The 17,832-nt window shown below is 48.1% G+C and carries 16 protein-coding genes and 1 riboswitch; of the genes, 3 read left to right on the top strand and 13 right to left on the bottom strand.

Features of this window, described 5'->3' with window-relative positions; genetic code table 11:
* Positions 1 to 4: 4 nt before the first annotated feature.
* The 7 genes from KF839_RS00405 to KF839_RS00375 all read right to left on the bottom strand — a co-directional run bounded on the left by KF839_RS00405 (position 5) and on the right by KF839_RS00375 (position 6,738).
* Entirely contained in the window at positions 5 to 922 is a 918-nt protein-coding gene (locus KF839_RS00405) for a HamA C-terminal domain-containing protein (RefSeq protein WP_292915832.1), read from the bottom strand.
* 21 nt (positions 923 to 943) lie between these two features.
* Complete coding sequence (locus tag KF839_RS00400; protein ID WP_292915831.1) at positions 944 to 1,249, bottom strand: DCL family protein; 306 nt, start codon at positions 1,247 to 1,249, stop codon at positions 944 to 946.
* Between the two features lie 215 nt (positions 1,250 to 1,464).
* Positions 1,465 to 1,620: a hypothetical protein gene (locus KF839_RS00395; protein WP_292915830.1), complete on the bottom strand. Its 156-nt coding sequence runs from the start codon at positions 1,618 to 1,620 to the stop codon at positions 1,465 to 1,467.
* Between the two features lie 237 nt (positions 1,621 to 1,857).
* Positions 1,858 to 2,292 (bottom strand): type VII toxin-antitoxin system HepT family RNase toxin, encoded by a 435-nt coding sequence (gene hepT / locus KF839_RS00390; protein ID WP_292915829.1) that lies wholly within the window; start codon positions 2,290 to 2,292, stop codon positions 1,858 to 1,860.
* Positions 2,282 to 2,677 carry a type VII toxin-antitoxin system MntA family adenylyltransferase antitoxin gene (mntA, locus tag KF839_RS00385; protein WP_292915828.1) on the bottom strand — a complete coding sequence of 132 codons (396 nt, stop codon included), beginning with the start codon at positions 2,675 to 2,677 and terminating at the stop codon, positions 2,282 to 2,284. Before mntA ends, hepT begins: the two co-directional genes overlap by 11 nt.
* 104 nt (positions 2,678 to 2,781) lie before the next feature.
* Positions 2,782 to 5,712 (bottom strand): RNA polymerase-associated protein RapA, encoded by a 2,931-nt coding sequence (gene rapA / locus KF839_RS00380; protein WP_292915827.1) that lies wholly within the window; start codon positions 5,710 to 5,712, stop codon positions 2,782 to 2,784.
* A 270-nt stretch (positions 5,713 to 5,982) separates the two neighbouring features.
* Positions 5,983 to 6,738: a DUF2490 domain-containing protein gene (locus KF839_RS00375; protein ID WP_292915826.1), complete on the bottom strand. Its 756-nt coding sequence runs from the start codon at positions 6,736 to 6,738 to the stop codon at positions 5,983 to 5,985.
* Positions 6,739 to 7,271: 533 nt separating this feature from the next.
* Here KF839_RS00375 and KF839_RS00370 point away from each other — a divergent pair.
* Entirely contained in the window at positions 7,272 to 7,580 is a 309-nt protein-coding gene (locus tag KF839_RS00370) for a c-type cytochrome (RefSeq protein ID WP_292915825.1), read from the top strand.
* 175 nt (positions 7,581 to 7,755) lie between these two features.
* On the opposite strand, the gene hemN is transcribed toward KF839_RS00370, so the two are convergent.
* The gene (gene hemN, locus KF839_RS00365; RefSeq protein WP_292915824.1) at positions 7,756 to 9,132 is read right to left on the bottom strand and encodes an oxygen-independent coproporphyrinogen III oxidase; all 1,377 of its coding nucleotides are present in this window, start codon (positions 9,130 to 9,132) and stop codon (positions 7,756 to 7,758) included.
* A gap of 279 nt (positions 9,133 to 9,411) precedes the next feature.
* Here hemN and fnr point away from each other — a divergent pair, with 279 nt between their 5' ends.
* Positions 9,412 to 10,149, top strand: coding sequence for a fumarate/nitrate reduction transcriptional regulator Fnr (fnr, locus tag KF839_RS00360; RefSeq protein WP_292916066.1), 738 nt, complete (start codon positions 9,412 to 9,414; stop codon positions 10,147 to 10,149).
* On the opposite strand, the gene KF839_RS00355 is transcribed toward fnr, so the two are convergent.
* The 5 genes from KF839_RS00355 to thiC form a co-directional block, all read right to left on the bottom strand.
* A complete protein-coding gene (locus KF839_RS00355; protein ID WP_292915823.1) occupies positions 10,132 to 12,798 on the bottom strand; it encodes a sensor domain-containing phosphodiesterase in 2,667 nt (888 codons plus the stop codon). The two genes, fnr and KF839_RS00355, sit on opposite strands and share 18 nt — an antisense overlap.
* Positions 12,799 to 12,828: 30 nt before the next feature.
* A complete protein-coding gene (locus KF839_RS00350) occupies positions 12,829 to 13,113 on the bottom strand; it encodes a hypothetical protein (protein WP_292915822.1) in 285 nt (94 codons plus the stop codon).
* A 281-nt stretch (positions 13,114 to 13,394) separates the two neighbouring features.
* Positions 13,395 to 13,994 carry a CHRD domain-containing protein gene (locus tag KF839_RS00345; RefSeq protein ID WP_292915821.1) on the bottom strand — a complete coding sequence of 200 codons (600 nt, stop codon included), beginning with the start codon at positions 13,992 to 13,994 and terminating at the stop codon, positions 13,395 to 13,397.
* Positions 13,995 to 14,170: 176 nt separating this feature from the next.
* On the bottom strand, positions 14,171 to 14,995 hold the full coding sequence (locus KF839_RS00340; protein WP_292915820.1) for an undecaprenyl-diphosphate phosphatase: 825 nt from the start codon (positions 14,993 to 14,995) through the stop codon (positions 14,171 to 14,173).
* Positions 14,996 to 15,037: 42 nt separating this feature from the next.
* Complete coding sequence (thiC, locus tag KF839_RS00335; RefSeq protein ID WP_292915819.1) at positions 15,038 to 16,933, bottom strand: phosphomethylpyrimidine synthase ThiC; 1,896 nt, start codon at positions 16,931 to 16,933, stop codon at positions 15,038 to 15,040.
* Positions 16,934 to 16,971: 38 nt separating this feature from the next.
* Positions 16,972 to 17,078, bottom strand: a riboswitch (TPP riboswitch).
* A 64-nt stretch (positions 17,079 to 17,142) separates the two neighbouring features.
* Between thiC and KF839_RS00330 the strand changes: the two genes are divergently transcribed.
* Positions 17,143 to 17,796, top strand: coding sequence for a protein-L-isoaspartate O-methyltransferase family protein (locus tag KF839_RS00330; protein WP_292915818.1), 654 nt, complete (start codon positions 17,143 to 17,145; stop codon positions 17,794 to 17,796).
* Positions 17,797 to 17,832 lie beyond the last annotated feature (36 nt).

Here is a 17,832-nt window from a genome sequence, read left to right as displayed (position 1 = left end):
CTCGTTACGCCTTGTGATGCGCTACCGCGCTCGAGAACCGATCAATCAGTTCTTTCCTGCCAGGAACAGGAAACAGAATGATGTGGAATTTGATTGATGAATACATAGCAACCTTGTCGGATAGCTCTTCGATTTGCTTCTTGAAATAGGCAGTTGCACGGTCAAGATGGTGCTCTCGAATCCTCTCCCTATATCCGTCATTCATCTCCTTGGTTTCAGCCGTAACAGAGCACTGATGCAAAAGCAGGATGGGGATATGAAGGATCGACTTGATATTGTCTATCGAGTTATCGGGCGACAAAGCAAGCTTGATCTTGGCAGCCAAATTCTTGTTTTCGACAAGTTGATCAACATCTGCCGTGTTGGTGATGATGCTGTTTTCTTTTTTCAGCTTCTCGGTTACCAGCGAATTTTCGACAGATTCGACGATGGATGACAGTCTTGCGTTTTCAATGCTGTTGTAGAACTTCGCCTCTCCGAACCAAAGCGAAAAAGCGTCATCGCCCTCCAAGACGATATGAACGCTGTCAGCCCCCTTGGCATTGTCTTGCGCGTTTTGCTTGCAGAAAATCTTGGGGACGACGGGTAACGCCTTGTAGTGGTGATGCATGATTCCATAGAGCACAATTTCGGCAAGTTCACTCCCTTTCCCTTTATCACCCTCCTTGTCGGTTAGCCGCAAATTTTTTGCTGCTGCCCGTAGAGTCGATGCACTCTTGCCTGCCAATTTTTCCCGCTCTTGTGCCGATAATGCGGTCAAGGCTATGTTGTCCCAGACGAAATTCTCGAATTTTTCACGTCGCCACTTCTCATCCTCAAAATCGTTAACCAGACTAAGAACGGTCTTGTTATCGACAGGAGTGAGCTCTGTGTTCTGAACCAAATTGATGTAGTCGTCATTGATAAGAATTTCGAAATCCATGGAGTTCATCCAATCAAAGGATCAGTTACCTTTTTGCGTCACGCACTTCTTGTAGGAAAAACCTTCCTTGGTTCCATCCTTCAATACCGCGCAAAAGCATTGAGAACCAAACTTCTCCGGCATGACTTCGAAATAATTGACGCCAGGTCCAACCTTTGCCGGATAACTCGGGTGCCTCTTAAACAGTTCAGCAAGATGAATTGTGTCTTCAGGTGAAACCAACTCTCCTGGTACATAGCGTTGAAGCATTTCCTGGAAAAAAGTATGGGCTAGGCTTTGATTGTCAAAGCTTATGGTTTCAAGAACCACTGGTTTTCGTCTTGCCATTTTTGCTCCCTTATTGTTAGGTCACACACAGCTAGAAGGAGAATACTAGAAAAAATCTATTGGCATTACCAATTTATAACATAAAAATGAGCGCATCCTGAATATAGCCAGGAAACTACCACTGCTTTGTAGAAAATAACGGGCTTAAATTGCAATTGCGCCTTTCACTTGCCCCGTCCGCATGCGGGCGTAGGTACTCCACAAGCGTTTGGTAGTCAGCAACAGCGGCGGCTCTTGGTCAAGTGCTCGCGCAACGCTTCGATCATCTTCAGAGTGAGCGTGCAGCGCTGTGCAGTATTGTTGGTAGAAAAATCCAGTGCGGCAATTTCATTCTTGTGCTGCCTAAAGTAATCGACAAAGATCTGGTTCATCGTTTGCGCTTGCCGCTGGGCGATGAATTGCGGGGCTTGCGCGCTGGCTTGTTATTCGCTACGGCTAACAGCTCATGGATGGCATCTCAGCTCATCGACGCCGAATACCACGTGAAAACGATCAAGATCGCCAACAACCTGCCACCACTGGATACATCGCCAGCGATTGAGATCATTCTGAAAAACACCTGCACCGACTCACCGCCAACTCGATTCCGTCAGCGCCGCATTGCTATCTCATTCTTGCCGACGGGAGCTCTCCGCATCCTTGAGCAACACCGCTTTGCTATATTGCAGGAATTCGTCCAGATGGTTTTCTATCACCGCTACAGTGATGGATAATTGCAGCGCCTGATAATCATGCATCGCAATGTTGCGAAACCCTACCATGCGCTTGAGTTTTTCTGCCAAGACCAGATCAATCCAGCCTGCTTGCGCCAGCAGCGTAAACACATCACGCGCACTTTGCGGAATACCCAGCCGTTCACGCCGGATCAAGTGCTGCCCCATATCCAGCGCCGCTTCGCAGGCGCGTTGAATGTTCAGAATAGTGGCATCCTGCCTTGTGGGATTCCCGGCAAATGTGGCGGGATCAGCCTCGTATTCCTCGCGGGCGCGCAGCACGCAACGTTCAATGGTGGCAGTCTTGTTGAGCAAGACATCATCGGCCATACACGCTCCCCCGGTGCTGAATGTCATCGATCAGTGCATTGCGGGCCTCATCCAGCGCGGTCTTTTCGCTCAGAATGGCCACTTCATAAAGCGCCGCCTGACCATCTTTTTGCCACCAGCGCTCGCCCGTGGTGATAATTTGGTATTGCATGACCGTCGATGCCGCCCGCAGATCGAGTAAGTCCACCGCACAGCCCGCATCGTCGGCTAATTCTCCCGCCAGATCGAACATCAGCAGAGGGTCGGCATAACCAGGCACCAATACCGCCAGATCCAGATCGCTTTCAGCACTGGCAAGGCCCTGGATGCGGCTGCCAAAGGCATACAACGCCAGCAGATCGGGCCAGCGGTTTTGCACTCGCTTCAGGATGATTTCTTTGTTCACGCGGCCTCCTGATTTCAAGGATTGGGACAGATTCTGGCGTGTATCATACCCTCTCACCACTGATTTCACTGCTTTTTTCGTTACCCCCGTGCGACCGGATGGCTTCACGTCGCCACAATTACCCGCACGGCATCAAGCCGCAAATTGCTGGATTTCAATGCGCTGGTCAGTTGCTGCAGTTGCCGCTCGAAGAATTGGATTTCTTCGTCGCGCACGTTTGGATTGACCTGCTGCAAGGCTTTGAGGCGTTCGATTTCCGGGACGAAGGTTTGCCGGATGCGCGCTTCGGCTGCGGCGATGAGTTGTGGAGCTTGCGCGCTGGCTTGTTGTTCGCTGGCGGTTAGCAATTCGCGGATCGCGTCTTCTTTCAGTTGGATCACTTGTTTGGCGATGCCGGTTGCGACCGGTTGCAGGTGCTGATTGATCGAGTCGTGATCGAGGTACGGATAATCGCCACTGCCTTGTTCGTCGAGCAAAATGCGGATCACCGCGGGCGGCAGGTAGCGGTTGCTTTGCTGCACATTGTGTCCGCTCGCTTCGAGCACGAACAGGGTTTCGAGCAGCAGGGTGCCGGGCTGCACGCGTTTGTGTTTCATCATGGTCACCACGGCGTTGCCGTTCTCGTGGCTCAAAATCCGCTCCATCGCGTGCGTGACCATCGGGTGTTCCCAAGTCAGAAAATGCACATCCTCATTGCTCAGCGCCACGGCTCGCGAATAGGTGATGACCGAGCCTTCGTCATCCAGGCCGGGAAACGGCATGCTCATGTGCTCGCTCGGTTCGATCAGAAAGCTGCCGGCGCGGTGGTCTTCGATATGCACGCCGCAGCAGTCGAATACCGTATCCATGTACTGTGGCAGCAGCGCATCGTCATCTTGCGCCTGCGCTTGGCCGGTCAATTGGTTGGCGATAAGTGGCCGGAACGAGTTGTATTCGAGCAGCTTGTCGCGCCCGCGGTCGAGCGCATCGTTCAATTCCCGATGCGCCGTTTGCGTGACGCCGATCAACTCGCTCAATGCCTCGGTCTGAGTTTGACGCTGATGCAGCGCGGCGATGAGCTGCTCTTCGACTTTGACAAACACCATTTGACCGGCCGGGCAGGTTTTCTCGAATGCATTCAAGCCTTCGTGATACCAGTGGAACATCACCGCCAGTGCGCTGTTTTCCAGATAAGGTACATGAATCTGAATAGTGTCGGTCTGGCCGATGCGATCGAGGCGGCCAATGCGCTGTTCAAGCAGATCGGGATTGAGCGGCAGGTCGAACAGAACCAGATGATGTGCAAACTGAAAATTGCGGCCTTCGCTGCCGATTTCCGAGCAGATCAGCACCTGGCCGCCGGTTTCCTTGTCGGCAAAGAACGCCGCGGCACGATCGCGTTCGACCAGGCTCATGCTTTCGTGGAATACCGGAATGAATTGCCCGGTGGTTTCTTTCAGCGCTTGCGCCAGATCGCGCGCGGTTTGGGCGTTGGCGGCGATGACTAGCACTTTTTCCGGCTTCACCCGCTTGAGCGTAGCGATCAGCCAATTCACGCGCGGATCGATTTCGGTCCAATACGGTTGACCCTCTTCGGATCGCACTTGGTAAATCAGTTCCGGGCAAAGCAGCAATTGCGGTTTGGATAACGGCGTGGTTTCAAACGTTACCAGACAAGGCAAATATTCCGCCGGTATCGGCAATGGATTGGCGACCAGCTTACGTTCGGGAAATCCTTTGACCGCCGCGCGGGTGTTACGGAACAGGATGCGCCCGGTACCATGCCGGTCGAGCAATAATTCCGCGAGCTGATTCCGGGCTTGTCCGGTCTGCGCTTGATCCGCTGAAGAATTCTGCGATTGCGCGATTAACGCTGATGCTTGATCCGAATCGAGCGTATCGGCGATCAGTTGACGGATATCATCGTTCAGTTTCTGCCCTTCAAGCAAGGCTTCCACGGCTTGGGCGATCGGTTCGTACGATTGCTCTTCGGTAACGAACTCGGAAAAACTGCTGAAACGATGCGGATCAAGCAGGCGCAGACGGGCATAGTGGCTGGCTTTACCTAATTGTTCCGGTGTCGCGGTTAAGAGCAACACGCCTGGAGTGCGTGCCGCCAATTGCTCGATCATAGCGTATTGCGGGCTGGCAGCTTGTGGCGACCAGTGCAAATGATGCGCTTCGTCGACCACTAGCAAATCCCAATGGCCTTCCAGCGCTTGTTTAAAGCGTTTCGGGTGTTGCCATAGAAAATGCAAGCTACATAACACTAATTGCTCGCTTTGAAACGGATTTTCGTCTTGCTGATCTTCTTCGCCTTCTTCGTCTTCCTCGCTTGCTTCCAGTGACAAACAGCGCTCTTCATCGAAAATACTGAATTGCAAATTGAAACGCCGCAGCATTTCCACCAACCATTGGTGAATCAAAGTTTCCGGAACCACGATAAGCACGCGCTTGGCACGCTCGGTCAGCAATTGCTGATGCAAAATCAATCCGGCTTCGATGGTTTTCCCCAACCCGACTTCATCGGCCAGCAATACACGGGGCGCAAAGCGGCGGCCCACTTCGTGGGCAATATAGAGTTGATGCGGAATCAGGCTGGTTCGCGTACCCACCAGACCATACAGCGGCGCTTGCGCCAGCCGGTTGCGGATCAACAATGTTTGATAACGAATGCGAAACCATTTGTCCTGGTCGAACTGACCGGTGAATAAACGCTCGGACGGACGGTTCAACTGTACTTGCGGCGCCAGTTGGTCTTCCGTCAATTCCATCATGCTGCCATCCGCGCAAGTACCGGTGTAGACGACTAAACCATTGCGTTCGATCATGCCGGTCACGGTCATAGTGGTACCGTCTTGGCTGTTGACAAGATCGCCCAATTTGAAAATCACCCGCGTCAGCGGTGCGGAATGTTTGGCGTACGTGCGGCTTTCGCCGGTCGCGTTGAATAAAATGGTGACAATCCGGTGTTCGACGGTTTGCACCGTACCCAGCCCCAGTTGTAAATCGACATCGCAGATCCAGCGTTGCCCTGGCTTAAACTCTTGCATCATGGTTGTTCGAGACCCGTATTGATCGTGGAAAAACAGGAAAATTACTCAAACCGCTAATAATAGCCGATGCAAGGGATGTCGAGCAAAGCGCAATGGCTTAAACCCGGATCGGAATCATGTTCACTAAAAGTTCACAGAAAATTGACACTGAAAAGATACCGCTGTTTATATAAAGAATTAGCCGGTTAGCTTCCTATAACTCAAGGAAGTTAACCGGCTAAAACAACGATTTGTATGATACTAAAGAGTCAGTGATGAAACATCAGACGCCTAGAAATTCAGGAACAAATTTGCAACAAAGTTATGCATCATTTGATCTGGGCGAGCGCTATGCGGCCGGTTGATGAATTGATTCATATACCCCAATTCAACCGTGGCATATTGGTTAACTTTGTAACCCAACCCTACGAATGCCCGGTTCTGATCGTAACCGCGGGATATAAAACCAGGATTGTCAACGGTATTCATCGCGATAAACAATTCACTTTGAACGATAAAACTGAGATTCGGATCCACGGCTGGCATTGGAACCGCTAGTTTAACCAATTGGCGGAATCGATAAGCCACATCATCGTTACCTGGGATAGGGGTTTGGTGATTGAAGAACCGTTCCTCAAAACGGCTACGCGCCGATAATCTGCCGAATGAAAAATTATCCGCCCAGGTCACTTGTTGCCAGATCCGATGCTCATCAAAGCAGCCGACACGGTTTAGGGGTTCACACGTAGGTGCCCAGGCATAACCCGCCCATACAACCACTTTGTCGGTTAGCGCATAACCTAAGCCGGGACGTACCAGCGATTGCGAAAATTGCGATGCATCATTACCAAAACGCCCTTGTCCTTCCATCCACCATCTGAATTTTTTCAGATCGGGATTTTGAGGGTTTATAAAGCCAAAATTACCCTGCGCTGCGATTTGTCCCCAAAATTGGAAATCTTCCACAGTTTTATCAGCAGCCGCAGGATTACATAACAACAAACTCAACGCAGCCAGATAAATATAATTATTAATTTTCTTCAACATACCATCTCTCCCTAAAAAAAGTTGTGAATTACTTAAGCTGCTATCTTCAGTTGTCGGTAAATGCTTTATCATGGCTCAAATTATCAATAAACAATCAGTCTCGTTTTTTCTGCACTTGACTTTTTTTCAACAATTGTTGCAGCGAAAATTGATCGAGGCGAACAGTAACATACTAAATGTTAAGAATTTGTTAATAATTGAACATACCCCTAGAGCTATTAGTACCTATAATTCGCCTTATATATCATACACCTGAGTAATTAATTAGCGAATTGCCATATACGATTTAACACCTATAAAATGCTAGTAATGTTGTTAAAATGTCAAAAAGCTCCTCTCAATAAATCATTAAAAATAAGGCGCAAAAAACTTTTGAATCTTATCCACGGCCGAACAGTGTTTGACAAGCTGCTATAAATGTGGATAAGGTAAAATCGTAAGGCCGGTCAAAATTTCCGATCGGAAACGGATGTAATGATTTACAATTCAAACGTATTATCGAGAGAGTAAAATCAATAAATTGGAGTTAGTAAATGAAAAAAATAAATATTGCTTTAACCATATCAGCATTATTCATCCTGACTGGTTGCGGCGCGAGCAAAGACTACACACCGCCAGCCGATGCATCAGGAGAACAAATTTTCAGCTCCGCTTGCACGGAATGCCATAAACCTCTCAGCGCAAGCGTTGCTATGATACTGAGTGAAAAAGTCGCGAACAAAGATGCGATCATCAAAAAATTTCAAGGTGGAAGTATGAGAATGCCGGCCTTCAAAAATATCCAGGGGGAATCTGCCGATCGATTGGCTGAATACATTCTGACCAATAGCGAAGTCAGATAAATTCGAAACCCTGAGGATTGCACAGATTCTCAGGGAAAATATCCCTTTAATGAAGCTTCGGAAAGCAGCGATTAGCGATTAGGAAAAGCAAAATCGAAGAAACGTAATTCGCTGAATGGTAAACGGGTATTTGAGTCCGATTTTCACGCAGTAATTTTTCAGAGTTTCCTCACACTTAAATAAAGGCTGAATAATTCTGGCGTTGCTGTTGATTGCGCAAATATTTATCAAAAACCTTGCAGATGCTGCCAATTACCAGCTGACCCTTAGGTGTTACGGTTACTTCTTCATCATCGAGCGTTATCAAACCGGCCTGCTCATGAAATAAAAGCTCTTTTAATTCTGTAGCAAAATAGCTTTTAAATTCAATCTGAAAAAAAGTTTCCATCGATTCAAAAATAAGCACGGAATGACAAATCAACGCTTGCATAACGGAACGGCGTATCAAATCGTCGGCACTAAGCTCAATGCCACGCATAATCGGGGGTATATTCCGCTCGATCCTGTCATAGTATTGCGTGAGATCGCAATGATTCTGACTCAACGTCGGGCCAATGCTGCCAATGGCCGAAATGCCCATGGCAATATGATCACTCTCCGGATACGCGGAATAGCCTTGTAAGCCATAATGCAAACGCCCTTGACGCTGCGCCAAGGCCAAGGAATCGCCTTTTTGCGCATAGTGATTCATACCGATATGAACATACCCGGCTTCCAGTAATTGATTAATTGTCTGCAACTGCATGTCTTGCCTGATTTCGTCACCTGGCAAATTCGCTAAATCAATCTGCCGTTGCGGTTTATATTTTTCCGGTAAGTAGTTGTAATTTGACAAACAAATTTGATCCGGACTGGCTCCGATAATTTTTCCTAAGGTATAACCAAGTTTCTCCACCGTTTGATTCGGCAACCCGAAAATCAATTCTGCCCGCACCGTTTTAAACCCGGCCTGCCGGGCTTCATCGATCGCATGGAGTGTTTCATATTCGGTTTGTATACGGTGTATCGATTGCTGTACGGATTGATCAAAATCCTGAACGCCGATAATGGCACAATTAAATCCAATTTCTTTCAGCGTATGCATCGAAAGATGGGCCATCAGCCGTGAATCGATCTCGATACTGAACTCTCCCTGTTCGGTCAAATTAAAGTGCCGGCGAATCTCCTTCATGAGATTGTTTAATTGGTAATCTTGCAATACTGTCGGAGTACCGCCTCCAAAATATATTTGCTCAACTCTTGGATCATTTTTAAAGTACTGCCCTTGAAGTCTGATTTCGCGCAACAAATAATCCAGATAATTCTCAATCAAGTCACGATCTCGTGAGACGATCTGATTACAATGGCAGAAAAAACACAAAGAACTGCAAAAAGGGATATGTACATACAGCGATAGCGGTCGGCGCAGATATCCTGATTTGCGGTAGCCGAGCCAAGTAAGGTATGTCTGCACATCAAATGCTTCGATAAAATAATCAGGCGCTGGATATAAGCGGTAGTCAACGCTATCCACACCAAAATAACGAAACAGATCTGAGTTGATTGCTAACAAATTTGATGTCGGTTGTAAAAATGATAGCGGACGCACTAGACAATTCGCTTCACTGGAAGATGCGTTCAATCAAACGATTAGTTAAAAATCCGCAAATTCTGAACCCTTTCAAATATTCACTTATCCGCTTGGGTGTCGCTTTCACAAAAAAGAATATCCATCCCCTAAAATATTCACGTAAAATTATGGTGCTAGATTCAGTAAAGCAGTTTGATTCAGATCAATTAACATCTTGAAATGTAATTTACTCGTCTTTGGGATAATACTTTGTTTCGCGACATTCCACTTCCTCATCTTGATATTTCAAACATCAGATCGAGTTGCGCATCTTGCAGCTTGCGTGAACTATGCTTGCCGGTAGGTTTAAACGATCAGGAAATTCATATCCTTGGCGATGTCGTCAGTCATAAACGCCGAATTTCGCGTGGTGGATATTTGCATCGGACCGGTATTAAATTTCAGTCACTTTTTGCCATTCGTAGCGGTTTTTTTAAAACCTGCGTACTGGAAGAAGATGGACGCCAGCAAGTCACCGGTTTTCATATGACCGGCGAATTATTGGGATTGGACGCCATAAGTTCGGATATTCACACATGTGATGCGATAGCCCTTGAAGACAGCGAAGTATGCGAAATTCCTTTTACCAAACTTGAAGAAATCAGTCTTGTTATTCCTTCGCTGATGCGCCATTTTCATAAAATCATGAGCCGTGAGATTGTACGGGATCATGGTGTAATGCTGTTGCTGGGCAGTATGAAAGCGGAAGAGCGCTTGGCAACCTTTTTATTGAATTTGTCGCGCCGCTTCTGTATGCGTGGATATTCCGAGAGTGAATTCAACCTGCGCATGACGCGGGAAGAAATAGGCAGTTATCTGGGTCTTAAACTTGAAACGGTCAGCCGGGCTTTCTCAAAGCTGCAAGATGAAAATATCATCACCGTTGACAACAAACGCATTCAAATTAACGATATCACCCGTTTGCGTCTGAAAATGGGCAATTCATCCTGCGTCACATGACTTGGATTGAATAATCTCCGGCGAAGGTCTGCCAAGATAATACCCCTGAACAAATTGAATCCCCAGATTTTGAATCATTTCCAGCGTCATGGCATCTTCGACAAACTCCGCCACGACATCCTTGCCTAAACCACGCGCGACATCGACCATCGCCTTGACGAAAATCTGATTGTCACGATTATTAACCAGATCCCTAATAAACATGCCATCGATTTTCAAGATCTCTACACCAAGATATTTGAGATAACTGAAAGTGGAAAAACCACTGCCAAAATCATCAAGGCACACCTTGCAACCGGCTTGATTAATCGCCTCAATAAAACGTTGCGCATCTTGAATATCCGATACCGCGGAGGTTTCGGTCAATTCAATAATCAATCGTCCCGGATCCACTTGATGCTTGTTCAGTTGTGTCTGAATAAAGCGCGGCAATGACGGGTCATCAAACGAACGCCCGGAAATATTGACTGCTATGGGCGGCATCTGCGCATGCTTTGCCAACACTTCAATACTGCGCTGCAATACCCATTTATCGATATCCAAGATCTGCCCGCTCTTCTCCGCCACCGGAATAAATTGCCCCGGCATAATTAATTGATCCGGCTGTTGCAGATCCCGCATGCGAACAAGCGCTTCCACATGTTTCAAGGCGCGATTGCGCGTCACATACACACCTTGGAAATGAATTTCGAAATAATTTTGTTCGAGCGCTTGCGCAATCCGGCTTTTCCAAGTCATCCGGGTGGTCATCACGGCCGACATATCCCGATCCACATCGTAGATACACCAATTATTCTTACCCATGGATTTGGCTTGATACATTGCTGCATCGGCGTGAGCTCCCAGATCTTCTATCTCCAAACCGTGATCCGGAAAAATAGCGATGCCTACGCTTGTTGTCAGTCGAATATTCGCTCCGCGAAAACGAAACGGTACGGACGAAACGGCATTAACGATATAGGCAGCCAACATCGACGGCTCAGCATCCTGCTTATGCTCTATCACGATGGCAAACTCGTCCCCGCCCAACCGGGCAAATAGCTCACTAGACTGAACCAGCGATGCAATTTCACCGGCGATGCGTACTAAAACAGTATCCCCTACCCGATATCCGAAGGTATCGTTAACATACTTAAATTCGTCAAGATCGAAATACAGCAGTGCAAATTTGATGTGATGGCGTTTAGCCATCCGCCAATATTGCTCAAGTTGCTCTTGAAAGCGATGACGGTTCAGCAGCCCGGTCAATGAATCACGCTCGGCTAAATAGAGTAATTGCTTGGCTGTCTGACGCTCTTGTGTAATATCTTCATAAATCCATAAGCGGCCCAAAATCGCGCCGTCATAATTCGTCACCGGATAGGATAATTGCGTCAGTATCCGGCCATCGTGCAATTCAATTTCGAACCGCTCGCTCGGCTCACTATTCGACATCTGCATGGCATGCTGGGAAGCGCGCTCCGGGCAAGGCAAGCGATGAGAGGAATGCGTCAAAATATCCCGAGCCGGAAAACCTGTAAGATCGAAGGTATCGGAAATCTCCCATAAATATTTGAATGCCGGATTGACGAATTCGATGCGCCCAGCCTGGTCTTCGAATAACACACCAATATTCATAGCCGACAGCAACGCACTCATACGTTGCTGCTCGCGTTGCAGTTGCTCCGCTCTGCGTAACAACTCCACATTCCGCTCTAAATCCAATTGCGTTATTTTTAGTTCGCTAACATCCTGAACAAAACCGATCAGTTTTGTAGGAAAGCTTTGCTTGAATTGCACCGCCAGTCCTTCCGCTTTCACTAAACGTACCTGATCGTTTTTCAGTCGTAAGCGATACTCAATCGGCTCCCAAACACCATGCACCAATGCTTGCGTTATGTTTGTTTGCACCTGCTCCAAATCAGCCGGATCGATCTTTGAAATTGCCATTTCAGGCGTTAACGTAGGATGCGTTACTGGATCGATCTGATGCAAACGATACATCTCCGGCGACCAGTGAATGATGCCTTCAGGGATATTCCATTCCCAGCTCCCGATTCCCGCTAATTGTTCGGTCTGGAACATCATCGCCTGCATCTGATGCAAATTTTCTTCCGATTTGAGGTGTTCGTTGATATGCCGCTGACGTTCAAGCTCCATTGAAATCCGCTGCCCGAAAATACGCAATAATTCCTGATCCTCATCGGTAAATTCATGCGGCTTATCGTCCAGCAAGCAGGTAATAGCAATCACATTCTGATGATTGTCCAGCACGGGAAAGCCGCAATAAGCGAGAGCATTATGCTCTTGTAAAAACGAAGCTTCGGGAAAAAGCTCACTGACGCGGTCGTAGACGCGGATATCCTTGCTCAGTTCAACGGTTGCACAAGGGGTAATCGCCAAAGGGCATTGCCCTGCATCCAGAAAAACATTCCCGTCGACATACACAGCGATAAAGTAAAGCTGATCGCCTCTAATCTCCGATAGACAAACCACGCGAACATCAAACAATTCAGCAATCATGCGAGCGATATGCTTAAAGATATCGGTAGGATTACTCGACAGCGTCATGCTCAACTCATAGAGCTTTTTCAGCTGCTCAACATGCTTTGTTTCGGAATCGGTTGTTCCAATCCGCCGCCGTCCGTCTTTTATATCACGCGCACCCATGCTTTTTCGTTAATTCAGCAACTTCTACTATCATTCTTGAAAAATTATTTTCTCATGAAAATCAACATCCTGAAAAGCACATTTAATGGTAAAGCTAACTTCAGGGAGAACCGGTGCGGACATGCACCGGTTCCAGGGTGGATGGAATTCAGCCGTCATGCCTTTGATACCGGCCGTGACGGCTGAATGAAACAGTAAACCAGCAAACTTCAAACGGCGACACACTACCACTCCAATCAGCGTTAATCCCGTGAGCAACAACGCCCAGGTATCGGATTCAAGTGCCGGTGCAGTAAACCTTGTGCCATATTGCACAGATATTACCCCTTTTCATTCTTGATCAAATTTGAATAAATCCTGCTTTGGATTCCATCCACGCAATATCCAAATTTCTTTTGAGCTAACAACTCGAAAAATGCCGCTGATATTTGTTTTATTAAAAATCAACATAAAAAGTTCACCCTTCAATAACAATATCGACGGGAACAATTTTACGCAATAGATTAGCCCTCCCGGTTTGCTAGTACACTTGTCCTAATTCCGGCAGTTTTGTTCTCAAAACATAAAAAGCCGCATTGGTTTCAGTCAACAGCAACTCAAACTCGAACAATTTCACGTTTGGCTCGACGTGCGAAGATTGTCAAAAACCCAAGGCCGGTCAGCAGTAATGCATAGCTTTCAGGTTCCGGCACGGGACTCAACAATCCTCGTATCTCCCCTCCAGGAAATAAATTCGTGTGAATGTTCAAGTAGGCTCTTCCCGCATCAAGACCGGCGACTAAATCGTTGAAAGCCGAGCTAATCGTGCCGCCGTGGTTGGTTATAAAAGCCGGGTTGTAGCTTGATGCCAAAGACATATCAAACGTATGATCATACGATCCTGATGTCACGCCAAGTGGAAAACCGGTAAACGACGGAAGTTCGGTTGCAACACCGACGTTAGACCCCGGATCGATGCAACAATGGATATGCGCCGCAGTTGTGATACCAAGCAGATCATTAAAATTCGCTTCAACCCGCATTGTCACCAAGTCAAAATCGATCGTAACCAGCACCGAGCCGGTAGCAGGTGAAGCATTCGCAGGCACTTCGCTGCTTCCCAACAACGGGGCAGCATATTTTGCCATGTCCGCAGCAGCTGGCAGCGTCCCGCCGATAAAGATAAAAATACCAAAAAGTAATTTGTTAAAATTCATGATTTATACCTCCAAGTTGTTGGAAAAACAAACCTGTTTTTCCTCAGAGGACTGTACTGAAAGCCGGATCGACAGTCAAACTACTCACTAGCCGGTAATCGCAAAATGATTGAATTTACATCCGGTCAGTATCAATCACAAACTTATTTCATTTTTATACGAACGATAACTTCCACTTACATCTCCGACCAACCGATCACGCCGGTATATGCGGTCGCTAAGATCACAATGCCAAAAACAATACGGTACCAAGCAAAAATCGTAAAGTCGTGATTGCTGACAAACTTTAACAGCGCACGCACGGCAACTAATGCGCTTAAAAAAGCAGCGACAAAACCCACTGCGATCAAACTTAAGTCACTCCAATCCAATAATTCCCGGTTTTTATACAAATCATAGAACGTCGCGGCGAACATAGTTGGAATCGCCAGAAAAAAAGAAAACTCCGCTGCAGCTTTGCGTGACAAACCAAAAAGCAAACCACCGATAATCGTAGCACCCGAACGCGAGGTTCCGGGAATCAACGCCAAACATTGAGCACAACCGACTTTCAAGGCATGTTTCCAATCCATGTCGTCGACACGCTCCACTTCGATCGTATGCTGTCTGCGCTCCGCCCACAAAATCAGCAAACCACCCACGATCAACGCAGTAGCCACCGGAATTGGGTGAAACAAATAAAACTTAATCGTTTTGATGAACAACAACCCAAGGATCGCGGCAGGTAAAAACGCGATCATGATATTGATAATAAAACGATTAGCCGATGGACTAGTACCAATGCCGCGCACCACTTCAATGATCTTGCCGCGATATTCCCAGCACACAGCCAGAATCGCACCTAACTGGATCGCAATGGTAAAAACCTTGGCGCTTTCATCGTTGAAATCGAGCAAGTCGCCGAACAAAATCAAATGTCCGGTCGACGAAATCGGTAAAAACTCGGTAAGACCTTCCACCACGCCCAAGATCAGCGCTTTTAACAATAATAATGGCTCCATCGGCGTAATTGGCTCTTGATTGGAATTGTTGAAATTACTCGATTACAACTTGTTATAGATCTCTGCGCCTTTTTCTTTGAATTCCGCCGATTTTTGCGCCATTCCCAACGTCAATGCAGCATCTTCGGCAACGCCTTGGCTGGCGGCATAATCGCGCACATCCTGCGTAATTTTCATTGAGCAGAAATGCGGCCCGCACATGGAACAGAAATGCGCGACTTTGGCACCTTCCTGCGGCAGGGTTTCGTCGTGGAATTGTTGTGCCTTGTCGGGATCGAGACTTAAGTTGAATTGATCTTCCCAACGGAATTCAAAACGCGCTTTGGACAAGGCGTTATCGCGGATTTGCGCGCCAGGATGGCCTTTCGCCAGATCGGCGGCATGCGCGGCGATTTTATACGTAATGATGCCGTCCTTGACATCGTCCTTGTCCGGCAGGCCCAAATGTTCCTTCGGCGTGACATAACACAACATTGCGGTGCCGTACCAGCCGATCATCGCCGCGCCGATGGCCGAGGTGATATGGTCATAACCCGGTGCAATATCGGTCGTCAACGGACCCAAGGTATAGAAAGGCGCTTCGTCGCAATATTTCAATTGCAATTCCATATTCTCTTTAATCAAGTGCATCGGCACATGCCCGGGACCTTCGATCATGGTCTGCACATCATGCTTCCAGGCGATTTGCGTCAATTCACCGAGCGTTTTCAATTCGGCAAATTGCGCTTCATCATTGGCATCGTAGATCGAGCCGGGGCGCAAGCCGTCGCCGAGAGAAAAGCTGACATCGTAGGCTTTCATGATCTCGCAGATGTCTTCGAAATGCGTGTACAGAAAACTTTCCTGATGATGCGCCAAACACCATTTCGCCATGATGGAACCGCCGCGCGACACGATACCGGTCATGCGTTTTGCGGTCATCGGCACATACGCCAGGCGCACGCCGGCATGAATGGTGAAATAATCAACGCCTTGCTCGGCCTGTTCGATCAACGTATCGCGGAATATTTCCCAAGTCAACTCTTCGGCGCGCCCGTCGACTTTTTCCAATGCCTGATAAATCGGCACCGTGCCGATCGGCACCGGGCTATTGCGGATAATCCATTCGCGCGTTTCGTGGATGTTTTTACCGGTGGACAAATCCATCACCGTGTCGCCGCCCCAGCGGATCGCCCAGGTCATTTTTTCCACTTCTTCCTGAATGCTCGAACCCAACGCCGAATTACCGATATTGGCATTGATTTTGACCAGGAAGTTACGGCCGATAATCATCGGCTCCGATTCCGGATGGTTGATGTTCGCCGGAATGATGGCGCGCCCTCGCGCCACTTCTGAACGAACGAATTCCGGGGTAATTGTCTTCGGCAACGAAGCGCCAAAATCCTGCCCTGGATGCTGGCGTGTCAATAGTTCGTGGTGTTGCGCGCTGAATGCTTCAACACGCTGATTCTCGCGAAGCGCGATAAACTCCATTTCAGGTGTAATAATGCCGCGGCGGGCATAATGCATCTGCGTCACATTCATGCCCGGTTTTGCACATCTTGGCAATCGTTGCAAATTAAAGCGCATCTCCGCCAGTTTCGGATCTTGCAGGCGCGCTTGACTGTATGCGGAGTTGTGTCCTGACAATACCTCGGTATCCTGACGTTCGGTAATCCACGGCTCACGCAATGGCGCCAAACCGGAACGGATATCGATAGTGGCGGCAGGATCGGTATAAGGCCCGGAAGTATCGTAAACCCAAATCGGCGGATTTTTTTCACTGCCCGCAGAAGTATGGGTATCGGTCAGGCGGATTTCGCGCATTGGCACCTGGATGTCGGCACGCGATCCTTGCACATAAATTTTCCGGGAATTAGGCAGCGGCTTGACGGCGGCCTCATCGACTTGCGCGGTCGCGCTGGAAAAACTTTTTTGGTTTAAAACTGTAATGCTCATAAAATACTGGCTCCTTAAGAAAATGCCATAAAGAGCGGGAGGATAAACCCCAGCTTCCCTACGGCGGCATTATCCGCGTCAGGTAACAAGGGACTCTCTCACCGGATTATCAGAGAATTCTGAAAACGGACCCCTAGCTGATGCTGTGAAGCTAATGGAAATGTGAAATAATTGCAAGTCTTACCTTAATTGAAGAATACGAAATAGAAATGGATATCGAACAAACCCGGTCTAATATGGTCGCCCAGCAGATTCGTCCTTGGTATGTGTTGGACGATAATGTGCTGGATTTACTCTACAAACTTAAGCGCGAAGAATTCGTCCCGGCGGAAAGCCGCGCGATGGCTTTCGTCGATATGGAAATCCCGCTCGGTCACGGCCAAGTCATGCTGACGCCGAAAATGGAAGCACGTATCGTACAAGAACTTCATATCCGCAAAACCGACAAAATTCTCGAAGTCGGCAGCGGCAGCGGTTATATGACCGCGTTACTGGCGGAGCGCGGCAAACATGTCTATAGCATTGAGATTTTCCCGGAATTGAAAGCAATGGCGGAAACCAATCTGCAAGCGCACGGCATTACCAACGTCACGCTCGCACATGGTGATGCCGCGCTTGGGTGGCCTCAGTATGCGCCGTACGATGTCATTGTATTAACCGCATCGACACCGGTGCTGCCGGAAGCTTTCCAGAACAGCCTGAACCCCGGTGGCCGGTTATTTGCGATTGTCGGCGACGATCCGGTGATGGAAGCATTGCTCGTCACCTGCGTGGCGCCCGGCGAATTCACAACCACCACGCTGTTTGAAACCTGCACCGCGCCGCTGGTCAATGCACTGCGACCGACAAGGTTCACCTTTTGAGTATTAACGCGACAACGTGGCGATATCATTGCAGCG

Source organism: Nitrosomonas sp., from assembly GCF_019635155.1.
GTDB lineage: Bacteria > Pseudomonadota > Gammaproteobacteria > Burkholderiales > Nitrosomonadaceae > Nitrosomonas.
Note: the sequence above shows the minus strand (reverse complement) of the source record. Positions and strands in the feature narration are given on the sequence as shown.